Genomic DNA, 10,377 nt, shown 5'->3' on the forward strand with positions numbered 1-10,377 from the left:
CAGGTTGCTCTGCGTGGTCGACAGGTTGCGGTAGGCGTTGATCGCCTCGATGTTCTGGCTGATGCGGAGACCCATGGTGTTCCCTCCTGGATGCAAGGTCTGGTTCTCGGGCGTCCCTCCCTGGACTCCCGTCGGTCTCCCTCATCGACTGCGCGGCGCGGTGGCTGAGCGATTCGGCACCGCTACTCCCGCGCGTACTCGCACGCGGCCGGTGGGAACGCGACCAGGGGCGCCTCCGCGACGCGGAGACGCCCCCGGGGCGTGACGGCTGGTGCCGGCTCAGCCGGCGACGTTGAGGCGAGCCGGGATGCTGCGGCGCAGCCCCTCGGCGTGCCGCGAGGCGACCGCGGCGAAGTAGGCCTCCCGGCGACGGTTGGCGACCCCGCCGGGCTTGCCGACCGGCGCCACGAGCGCCGGGTCGAGCGCGTGGTTGAGCCCGTCCTTGAGCAGCGCCAGCGCCTCGGCCCGCATCTGCGAGATCCGGGAGTCGGTGACGCCGAGCTCGGCGGCGATGTCGGCCATCGGCCGCTCCGCGAAGAAGTAGTCCTCCACCACCTTGCGCAGCCGGTCGGGCAGCTCGGCGATCGCCTCGCGCAGGTAGGTCAGCCGCTCGGCGTGCTCGTACATCTCCTCCGGCGAGGGCTCGGTGTGCGGCACCAGGTCCTCGATGGTGGTGGTGGTCGAGCCCTGCAGCGAGAGCACCTGGGCCCGGGCCACGTCGTCGTCGTTGGCGGTGACCTCGTCCGTCGACAGGCCCGCGGTCGCGGCGACCTCGTCCACCGTGGGGGTGCGGCCGAGCGCGCCGGCCAGGGCGGCGCGGGTCTCGGCGAGGTCGCGGGCGCGCCGCCGTACCGACCGGGAGGCCCAGTCGATGGAGCGCAGCTCGTCGAGGATGGCCCCGCGGATGCGGGTCGCGGCGTACCGGTCGAACGGCACAGCCCGGCTGGCGTCATAGGCCTGGGCGGCGAGCACCAGGGCGGTCAGTCCCGCCGAGGTCAGGTCGTCCCTGCTCACGTGGGAGGGGACACGCCCCATCGTCTCCCGGACGATGTGTCCGACGAGGGGCATGTGTTGGGTGATCAGTTCCTCCGCACCGTCGCGGTGGGCGGTGGGGAGGCTGTCCGAGTAAGCCGTCATGGCCGTCACACTGGTAACAGCGGGACCATGAGCGCCGGAATACGGGACGAACCGGGGCCTGAAAAAGCCTAAGACGGGACTGCGGTCCCGGGGGGTCCCAGAAGGGCATGGTCCGGTGGGGCCAGCAGGGGGTCATAACGGGTGGTCACCCGCCGTTGGCCGATCGACCGGCCGGTCGGCCGACCGATCGACGCAGTATGCACGGATCGATCGCCGTCGCCAACCCTCCCCGGGGGTCTCCGCGTGGCGCGTGCCGCACTGCCCCCGATCCCGGGGAGAACCGCTCAGATCGGCCGGGGATCGGGCGATGGTCTCTGCAACGAACCGCCGCGGGCCCGCGGGCGGGAGGACGGAGGAACACCCGGTGGACGAGCTGTCGCAGATCCTGTGGCGCGAACGTGAGCTCATGGAGCACCTTGCCTACAAGCTGGAGGTCGAGCGGCTGCTGCTCACCACCGGGCGCACCCAGTGGCTCGTCCGCGCGACCCGCGAGATCGAGGACGTGCTGACCACGATCCGCGAGACCGAGGTGCTCCGCGCCGCGGCGGCCGACGAGGTCGCCCTCGAGCTCGGCCTGCCCCCGAACCCGTCGCTGGCCGCGCTCGCCGAGGTGGCTCCGGAGCCGTGGCCGGCGATCCTCGCCGACCACCGCGACGCCCTGGTCACCATCGCGCGCGAGATCGCGGAGGTCTCCGAGGACGCCAAGGGTCTGCTCACCGCCGGGTACCGCTCGGCGCGCGAGACGCTGCTCGCCATCGGCGGCGGCGGTGCGGAGAGCTACGCCCCCGACGGCACCGCCGTGACCGACGCCCGGCGCAGCCGGCTGCTGGATCGGAGCCTGTGATGGTCGGCTCCTTCGGCTCGCTCAACACCGCGCTGACGGCCCTGCGCTACCAGCAGTCCGCGCTCGACGTCGCCAACAACAACATCGCGAACTCGACCACCACCGGCTACGCCCGCCGCACCATCGTCGGCGCCTCGCAGTCCACCTCCCAGGTGGCGATGTGGTCGCGCTACACCGGCTACGGCGACGGCGTCGCGGTCTCCGACGTACGGCGGATGGTCGACCCGCTGCTGGACGCACGGATGCGCCGCGAGCACGCCTCGCTCGCGAGCCTGCAGACGCAGGCCACCGTGCTCGCGCGGGTCGAGTCGGGGATCGGGGAGCCGGGGGAGAACGGCGTCGCGGCCGCCCTGGACACGTTCACCCAGTCCTGGCAGGACCTCGCCACCAACCCGGGCGGGGACGCCGCGCGCTACCAGGTGCTCGGCGCGGCCTCGTCGCTCGCGCAGGCGCTCAAGGCGCAGGTGGGCAACATCTCGGGCGAGGAGGCCGACCAGCGACTGCGCCTGGTCAGCGTCGTGGACCAGGTCAACAGCGCCGCGAAGGACCTGGCGGCCCTCAACCACACGATCCTCACCGGCTCGCAGAACGGCACCGACGTCGCCGTCCTCGAGGACCAGCGCGACCAGCTCGCGCTGCAGCTCGCCGACCTGACCGGCGCGGTGACCTCGGTCCGCGCCGACGGCCAGTACGACGTCTCCGTCGGTGGCGTGAGCCTGGTCAGCGGCCGCCAGGCCGGCTCCCTGGCGATCGCCTCCGGCGTCAACCCGGACGGCTCCGCCGACGGCGCGGCCATCACCTTCGCGGTCACCGACCCGGGCGGGACCACCACGGCGGTGTCGGGGCTCTCCGGCTCCGTCGGCGGCATCAACCAGCTGCTCAGCACGACGCTCCCGAACTACCGCGCGGGACTGGACGCCGTCGCGACCAGCCTCGCCGACGCGATCAACACCCAGCACGCGCTGGGCTTCGACCAGGCCGGGACGGCCGGCGGCGCCTTCTTCACCTACGACCCGACGAACCCGGCGGCGAGCCTCGCCGTGGCGATCACCGACCCCTCGCTGGTCGCCGCCGCCTCGATCGGCGGGTCCGCGACGCTGGACGGGGGCAATGCCGACGTGCTCAGCGACGCCACCGCGGCCGCCACGGAGGCGTACCAGCGGCTGGTCAACGGCTTCGGCACCCACGTCGCCGCCACCAACCGGCAGCTGGCGAACCAGGAGGCGCTGACCGGCTCGCTCGACACCGCCTGGGAGTCCCAGGCCGGCGTCAACCTCGACGAGGAGACGGTCAACATGCTCACCGCGCAGCGCGCCTACGAGGCCGCCGCCCGGCTGATGACCACGCTGGACGAGGTCCTCGACACCCTCATCAACCGCACCGGCGTGGTCGGTCGATGACCGCCACCCGCTCGATCACGACAGGAGTGCCGCGATGAGCGTCGGCCGGATCACCCAGCGGATGCTGAACACCTCGGGCCTGGCCTCGGTGCAGACCGGGCTCACCCGGCTGGGCAAGGTGCAGGAGCAGCTGACCACCGGGCGCATCCTCAACCGCCCGTCGGACAACCCGGCCGACACCACCGCGGCGATGCGGATCCGCACCGGGCTGGCCGATCAGGGCCAGTACGCGCGCAACGCGGCCGACGGCGTCGGCTGGATGACGCAGATCGACAGCACGCTGGACAGCGTGACCACCGCGCTGAGCCGCGCGCGCGAGCTCGCCGCGCAGGCGATCTCCGGCGCGCTCGGCCAGGCCTCGCTCGACGCGCTCGCCCAGGAGGTCGACGGCCTCCGCGCCAACACGGTCACCCTGGCCAACGCGACCTACCTGGACCGGCCGGTCTTCGGCGGGGTCACCGCCGGCGCGGCGGCGTACGACGACACCGGGGCCTACGTGGGCACCCCGGGCCAGGTGACCCGGCGGATCGCCGACGGCGTCAACCTCCGCGTCGACGTGGACGGCCGCACCGTCTTCGGCGACGGGACGGGGTCGGCCTTCGACGAGCTCGACGCCCTGTCCACCGCTCTCCGTGCGGGCGACACCGCGGGGGTGCAGACCGCCGCCGCCGCGCTCAAGACCCGGGTCGACACGGTCATCTCGGCGCGGACCGCGGCCGGTGTCACCTACGCCCGCCTGCAGAAGGCGGAGGTCGCGGCCGGCGACGCCGAGCTCTCGCTGACCACCACCCTGAGCTCGCTGGAGAACACGGACCTGGCGAAGGCGACGATGGACCTGCAGCTCCAGGAGGTCGCCTACCAGGCCTCGCTGGCCGCCACCGCGCGCGTGATGCAGCCGAGCCTCATCGACTTCCTGCGGTGACCCACCCGGATGGTTCAATGAACGGCATGCAGGTCACCGAGGAGATCCCGGTCATCGAGCTGGTCCACCCGCTGCCCGGCTTCCCCGAGGACCGCCGGTTCGCGCTGGTCCGCCTGGACGAGGACGGCGCGATCTTCGGCTTCCAGTCGCTGGACCACGCGGCGCCGCAGTTCGTCGTGGTGCCCCCGCACGCCTTCTTCCCCGACTACGCCCCCGAGGTCAGCGACAGCGTCGCCGCCGAGCTGGGGCTGACCGGCGCCGCGGACGCCCTGGTGCTGCTGCTGGTGCGCGCGGGCTCCTCGCTGGCCGACACCACCGTCAACCTGCGTGCGCCGCTCGTGGTCAACACGGCCACCCGGCGCGCGACCCAGGTGATCCTCGACGACACCGACCTCCCGCTGGCCGCCCCGCTGGGCGACTGAGAGCTGGTTGCTGTGTCCACCACCTCCTCGCCTTCCGGACGTACCGCCACGGTCGCCGGCGACAACCGATAGCCTCCCACCCGTGCTGGTCCTGTCGCGTCGCGTCGGTGAGAGCGTCGTCATCGGTGACGACGTGACCGTCACCGTGCTCGAGGTGCGCGGTGACGTCGTACGGATCGGCATCGACGCGCCCCGATCGGTGCGCGTCAACCGCGCCGAGCTGCTGCAGCAGGTGGCGGACGCCAACGCGGACGCCGCGTCCCCGTCGGCCGACGCCGTCGCCTCCCTCTCCAGCCTGGCGCAGGCGATGCGCGGCCGCACCGACTCCGCCTCGGAGTAGCGTCCCGCCGGGGCCGCGGTTGAGCCCCACTGCGCATATCACGTCCCACGCTTCTCAGAAGCACCAGCCTCCGGCCGATCAAGGCCTCGGAAACGGAGGCACACATGGACGACGACGCAGAGATCATCGCTGAGTTCCTGGTCGAGTCGTACGAGAACCTCGACCAGCTCGACCGGGACCTCGTGGAGCTCGAGCAGCAGCCGGGCTCGCGCGAGCTGCTGTCCAGCATCTTCCGGACGATCCACACGATCAAGGGCACCAGCGGCTTCCTGGCGTTCGACCGGCTCGAGAGGCTGACCCACGTCGGCGAGACCCTCCTCGCGCGCCTGCGCGACGGGGCGCAGGTGATGACCCCGGCGATCGCCGAGGCCCTGCTCGCCATGGTCGACGTGACCCGCGCGCTGCTCGGCTCGATCGAGCAGACCTCGACCGACGCCGACACGGGGGTGGACGTCGACTCCGCCGTCGCCGCGATCGAGCGGCTGCTCGCGGGGGAGGAGCCCGCCGAGGAGCCGGTCGGGGAGCCTGTGGCCGAGCCGGTCGCGGAGGCGCCCGTCGAGGAGCCGGTCGAGGAGCCCGTGGCCGAGCCGGTCGCCGAGCCGGTCGCCGAGCCGGTCGCCGAGCCGGTCGCCGAGCCGGTCGCCGAGCCGGTCGCCGAGGTCGAGCAGGTGCCCGAGGCGCCCGTCCCCGCCGCGCCGGCCAAGGCGGCGCCGGAGGAGGACGACGTCGAGCGCCGTACGGTCGCCGACAACTCGATCCGCGTCGACGTCCACCTGCTCGACAACCTCGTCGACCTCGTCGGCGAGCTGGTGCTGACCCGCAACCAGATCCTCCAGGGGACCGACGCCAAGCAGGACGCCGCGCTGATGCGCGCCAGCCAGCGGCTCAACCTCGTCGCGAGCGAGCTGCAGGAGGCGGTGATGCGCACCCGCATGCAGCCGATCGGCCAGGTCTGGTCGAAGATGCCGCGGATCGTGCGCGACCTCTCCCGGCAGCTCGGCCGCGACGTGGAGCTGGTCATGGAGGGCCGCGACACCGAGCTGGACCGCAGCCTCCTGGAGGCGATCAGCGGCCCGCTCACGCACCTGGTCCGCAACGCGCTGGACCACGGCATCGAGCCGCCCGCCGACCGGGTCGCCGCCGGCAAGCCGGCCAAGGGGACGCTGCTGCTCCGCGCCTCGCACGAGTCCGGCCAGGTGATCGTCGAGATCACCGACGACGGCAAGGGCATCGACCCCGAGCGGATCGGCGAGGTCGCCGTCCAGCGCGGCGTCGTCACCCGCGACCAGCTGGCCCTGATGGACACCGGCGAGGTGCTCGGCCTGATCTTCCGGCCCGGCTTCTCGACCGCCTCGGAGATCACCAACGTCTCCGGACGCGGCGTCGGCATGGACGTCGTCCGCACCAACATCGAGCGGATCGGCGGCAGCGTCGACATCGCCAGCGAGGTCGGCCACGGCTCCACCATCCGGGTCCGGATCCCGCTCACCCTCGCCATCGTCCCCGCCCTCGTGGTGGAGGAGGACGGCGAGCGCTACGCCATCCCGCAGGCCAACCTCGTCGAGCTGGTGCGGCTGGAGGGCGAGGACGCGGAGCGCAACGTCGAGGTGCTCGCCGGTACGCCGGTGCTGCGCCTGCGCGGCGACCTGCTGCCGCTGGTCTCGCTGCCCCAGGCGCTCGGCCTGCCCGGGGCGGACGCGGCCGCCGTCGGTGAGACCGTCACGGTCGTGGTGGTCCAGGCCGACGCGCTGCGGTTCGGGCTCACCGTCGCCCAGGTGCACGACACCCAGGAGATCGTGGTCAAGCCGATCGGCCGGCAGCTGAAGGGCCTGCCGATGTACGCCGGCGCCACCATCCTCGGCGACGGCCGGGTCTCCCTGATCCTCGACGTCGCCGGGCTGGCCCGCGACAACAACGTGGAGAAGACCAGCCGTCGCGTCGACACCGAGCGTCGCAGCGAGGAGGAGGTCACGCCGGTGCTCGTGCTCCAGGCCGGGCCGAACCAGCGCGCCGCGATCCCGCTGCACGACGTCGCCCGCCTCGAGGAGCTCGACACCAGCAGGATCGAGCGGTCGGGCAGCCGGGAGGTCGCCCAGTACCGGGGCGGCATCCTGCCGCTGATGCACCTGGCGCCGATGCTCGGCTTCGACGACCCGGGCCTCGGCGCGGGCGGCACGATCACCGTCATCGTCCACGAGCACGCGGGCGACCTCGTCGGCCTGGTCATCGGCCGGGTGGTCGACGTCGCCGACGTCGTGCTCGCGCCGAGCCCGGTCGGTGCCCGCACCGGCGTGCTGGGCACGGCCGTGATCCACGACCACGTGACCGACCTGATCGACCTCGACGCGGTGCTCCGCGGCGAGGTGGTCGACCTGGCCACCGGGTTTTCCGGCCACGACACCGGGTTCTCGGGCCACGACACCGGGTTCTCGGACCACGACACCGAGCTGATGGACCTGGTCGCCGGCCTGGAGGCCGGCGCGGAGGCCGGGATGATGAACGGAGCCGCCCGATGAGCGAGGCGACCACGCTGCGGCGCGCCGCCGAGCAGCACTGCACCTTCTGGGTGGACGGCCTGCACTTCGGCGTCGACGTCCAGCACGTCCAGGAGGTGCTGCGCCAGCACCAGGTGACCGTCGTACCGCGCGCGGCGGAGTCCGTCCGCGGCGTGATCAACCTGCGCGGACAGATCGTCACGGCGGTCGACCTGCGCAGCCGGCTCAGCCTGCCGGGCCCGTCCGGCGACGCCGGTGAGCGGGGGACCGCGTCCATGAACGTGGTGGTCCGCAGCCACGGCGAGGCCGTGAGCCTCCTCGTCGACGACATCGGCGACGTGATCAACACCGGGGACCGGGCCCTGGAGCAGGCCCCCGCGACGCTGCCGACCAGCGTCCGCGACGTACTCCACGGGGTGGTCTCGCTGGAGGAGTCGATCCTCCTCGTTCTCGACCCCGACCTCGCAGCCGACGTGAGTGGTGACGCATGACGACCCTGATGCCCCCGCCCCCGAACCCGACCCAGCAGAAGGACAGCCCCGTGGCGACCATCCAGCAGCCCGCACCGCAGCGCCAGCTGCGCCACCTCAAGGTCCTGGCCGACCGCTCGGTCGGCGCGAAGATCTACATCATCGTCGCGATCTCGGCGATCGCCGGCGTCGCGCTGGTCGGCATGGCCGCACTCAGCCTGAAGCAGGCCGCGGACCGTGCCCAGCACCTCTCCGACGTCAGCGTGGTGGCCACCAACCGCCTGGCGGTCGTGCACGAGCAGGAGCTGCACGCCCGGATGCGGATGGCCGAGCACCTGATCGCCTCGCCGGAGCAGCGACCCACGCTGGAGGCCGACATGGCCGCCGACGAGGTCGACATCCAGGAGGCCTGGGCCGAGTACAAGGAGGTCACCGACACCACGGCCGCCTCCGAGGCCGACATCCAGGCGTTCGAGCAGGGCTGGGCCGAGTACGTCGAGCTCCGCGACACCGTGATGATCCCGGCCTCGAACGCCGCGGACCAGCAGACGCTGCAGCGCGCGTACGCCCGCGCCATGGAGAACATCCTGCCGCCGGCGGCGGACGCGCTGGACGACCTGGAGGCCTACGAGGTCCAGGCCGCGCTCGACACGGCCGACGCGAACGCCCACGCGATCAACCGTGCGATCGTCACGCTGTTCATCGCGCTGCTGGTGGCGGCGGTCTTCACCATCTGGCTGGCCACCCGCATCTCCCGCATGATCACCGTGCCGCTCCGCTCGGTCGCCGACGCCGCGACGGGTCTCTCCGAGTTCGACCTGAGCCGGTCGTCCCACGCGCCGCACGACGACGAGGTCGGCCGGATGGCGCAGGCCTTCGAGAACGCCCGCGCGATGTTCCGCGGGGCCGTCTCCGACGGCGCGGAGAAGGCCGAGGACGTCGCCCGCGCCGCGGCCGACCTGCTGGCCGTCGCTGAGCAGGTGTCGACAGCCTCCGAGGAGACCGCCGCGCAGTCGCAGGCCGTGTCGGCCGCGGCCGAGCAGGTCTCGGTGAACGTGCAGACCGTCGCGGCCGCGGCCGAGGAGATGGGTGCCTCCATCGCCGGGATCGCCCACAACGCGCAGGAGGCCGCCCGGGTCGGCGCGATCGCCGCGGAGCAGACGGCCGGCGTGCGGACCGCCATCGACAAGCTCGAGAGCGCCTCCACGCAGATCGGGTCGGCGGTCGAGTCGATCAACGCGATCGCCGAGCAGACCAAGCTGCTGGCGCTCAACGCGGCGATCGAGGCCGCCCGCGCCGGCGCCGCCGGCAAGGGCTTCGCCGTCGTGGCGACCGAGGTCAAGGACCTGGCGGGCGAGACCGCCGGGGCGACCACCGACATCGCGACCCGGATCCAGACGATCCAGGCCGAGGTGGCGAACGTGTCGTCGATCATCGGCCAGATCGTGGGGTCCATCAACGAGGTGACGGTCCACCAGTCCGACATCGCCTCGGCGGTCGAGCAGCAGACGACGACCACCCAGGAGATGACGATGAACATCGCCCAGGCGGCCGCCGGTTCGGCGGAGATCGCGGAGAACGTGGTCACCGTGGCCACCGCCGCGGAGCAGTCCTCGCAGGCCGCCGCGCAGACGCGCTCCTCGGCCGAGCAGCTCACCGCGGTCGCCGCGGTGATGCAGGAGGGCTACGCCCGCTTCACCCTGTGACCGATCGGCCGTGCCCGGGCCCCGCGGCCCGGGCACGGCCGACCCTTCACGTCCTTCCGTCCTCCCCGGACGTCCTCGCCGACGTCCCCGCTCCCAGGAGTAGGACCAGCAGATGACCAGCCAGCCGGCCAGCGGCGCGATCCGCGTCCTCGTCGTCGACGACTCCGCCCTGATCCGGCGCCTCGTCACCGGGATCCTCGACGAGGAGCCCGGGGTCGAGGTGATCGGTACGGCGCCCAACGGCCGGGTCGCGCTGGAGCGGATCGCCCAGCTCCGGCCCGACGTGGTCACCCTCGACATCGAGATGCCCGAGCTGGACGGCATCGCCACCGTCCGGGAGCTGCGGCGCACCGACCGGGCGACGCCGGTGATCATGTTCTCCACGCTCACCGAGCGCGGCGCGTCGGCCACGCTGGACGCCCTGGTGGCCGGTGCCGACGACTACGTGACCAAGCCGTCCGGGGCGGGCTCGCCCGCGGCGGCGAAGGACGTCGTCCGCGCCCAGCTGGTCGCCAAGGTGATCGCGTTCCACGGCTGGGGCACGCGCTGGATCGCGCCCCGCAGCCAGGCGTCCGTCGCCAGGACGAGGTGCCGCAGGGTCTGGGCCAGGGACCACTCGTCCTCGACATGGGCGTCGACCA

At 72.8% G+C, this 10,377-nt stretch carries 10 protein-coding genes; 9 read left to right on the forward strand and 1 reads right to left on the reverse strand.

The features are described 5' to 3' along the window. Positions 1-279 precede the first annotated feature (279 nt). Positions 280-1,137: a sigma-70 family RNA polymerase sigma factor gene (locus ABLM29_RS21560; RefSeq protein ID WP_349716670.1), complete on the reverse strand. Its 858-nt coding sequence runs from the start codon at positions 1,135-1,137 to the stop codon at positions 280-282. A gap of 364 nt (positions 1,138-1,501) precedes the next feature. Between ABLM29_RS21560 and ABLM29_RS21565 the strand changes: the two genes are divergently transcribed. The 9 genes from ABLM29_RS21565 to ABLM29_RS21605 all read left to right on the forward strand — a co-directional run. After that, positions 1,502-1,981 carry a flagellar protein FlgN gene (locus ABLM29_RS21565; protein WP_349716672.1) on the forward strand — a complete coding sequence of 160 codons (480 nt, stop codon included), beginning with the start codon at positions 1,502-1,504 and terminating at the stop codon, positions 1,979-1,981. Beyond that, a complete protein-coding gene (flgK, locus tag ABLM29_RS21570; RefSeq protein WP_349716674.1) occupies positions 1,981-3,381 on the forward strand; it encodes a flagellar hook-associated protein FlgK in 1,401 nt (466 codons plus the stop codon). Before ABLM29_RS21565 ends, flgK begins: the two co-directional genes overlap by 1 nt. 34 nt (positions 3,382-3,415) lie before the next feature. Further along, positions 3,416-4,303, forward strand: a complete 888-nt coding sequence (locus tag ABLM29_RS21575) for a flagellin N-terminal helical domain-containing protein (RefSeq protein ID WP_349716676.1) — start codon at positions 3,416-3,418, stop codon at positions 4,301-4,303. Positions 4,304-4,320: 17 nt separating this feature from the next. Next, positions 4,321-4,725, forward strand: a complete 405-nt coding sequence (gene fliW, locus ABLM29_RS21580) for a flagellar assembly protein FliW (protein ID WP_349716678.1) — start codon at positions 4,321-4,323, stop codon at positions 4,723-4,725. An 82-nt stretch (positions 4,726-4,807) separates the two neighbouring features. Continuing rightward, positions 4,808-5,065 (forward strand): carbon storage regulator CsrA, encoded by a 258-nt coding sequence (gene csrA, locus ABLM29_RS21585; RefSeq protein WP_349716679.1) that lies wholly within the window; start codon positions 4,808-4,810, stop codon positions 5,063-5,065. 104 nt (positions 5,066-5,169) lie between these two features. Next, the gene (locus tag ABLM29_RS21590) at positions 5,170-7,581 is read left to right on the forward strand and encodes a chemotaxis protein CheA (protein ID WP_349716680.1); all 2,412 of its coding nucleotides are present in this window, start codon (positions 5,170-5,172) and stop codon (positions 7,579-7,581) included. After that, the gene (locus tag ABLM29_RS21595; RefSeq protein WP_349716681.1) at positions 7,578-8,051 is read left to right on the forward strand and encodes a chemotaxis protein CheW; all 474 of its coding nucleotides are present in this window, start codon (positions 7,578-7,580) and stop codon (positions 8,049-8,051) included. The genes ABLM29_RS21590 and ABLM29_RS21595 overlap by 4 nt, the downstream gene beginning before the upstream one ends. Further along, a complete protein-coding gene (locus ABLM29_RS21600) occupies positions 8,048-9,736 on the forward strand; it encodes a methyl-accepting chemotaxis protein (RefSeq protein ID WP_349716682.1) in 1,689 nt (562 codons plus the stop codon). Before ABLM29_RS21595 ends, ABLM29_RS21600 begins: the two co-directional genes overlap by 4 nt. A 112-nt stretch (positions 9,737-9,848) precedes the next feature. Beyond that, the coding region (locus ABLM29_RS21605) for a response regulator (RefSeq protein WP_349716683.1) at positions 9,849-10,377 on the forward strand (529 nt) is incomplete at its 3' end.

Source organism: Nocardioides sp. YIM 152588 (assembly GCF_040191335.1).
Taxonomy (GTDB): domain Bacteria; phylum Actinomycetota; class Actinomycetes; order Propionibacteriales; family Nocardioidaceae; genus Nocardioides.

Coding starts and splice junctions, on each gene's coding strand:
- ABLM29_RS21600 (WP_349716682.1), top strand. CDS start 8,048: ATGACGACCCTGATGCCCCCGCCCCCGAACCCGACCCAGCAGAAGGAC.
- ABLM29_RS21575 (WP_349716676.1), top strand. CDS start 3,416: ATGAGCGTCGGCCGGATCACCCAGCGGATGCTGAACACCTCGGGCCTG.
- ABLM29_RS21595 (WP_349716681.1), top strand. CDS start 7,578: ATGAGCGAGGCGACCACGCTGCGGCGCGCCGCCGAGCAGCACTGCACC.
- flgK (WP_349716674.1), top strand. CDS start 1,981: ATGGTCGGCTCCTTCGGCTCGCTCAACACCGCGCTGACGGCCCTGCGC.
- ABLM29_RS21560 (WP_349716670.1), bottom strand. CDS start 1,137: ATGACGGCTTACTCGGACAGCCTCCCCACCGCCCACCGCGACGGTGCG.
- fliW (WP_349716678.1), top strand. CDS start 4,321: ATGAACGGCATGCAGGTCACCGAGGAGATCCCGGTCATCGAGCTGGTC.
- ABLM29_RS21590 (WP_349716680.1), top strand. CDS start 5,170: ATGGACGACGACGCAGAGATCATCGCTGAGTTCCTGGTCGAGTCGTAC.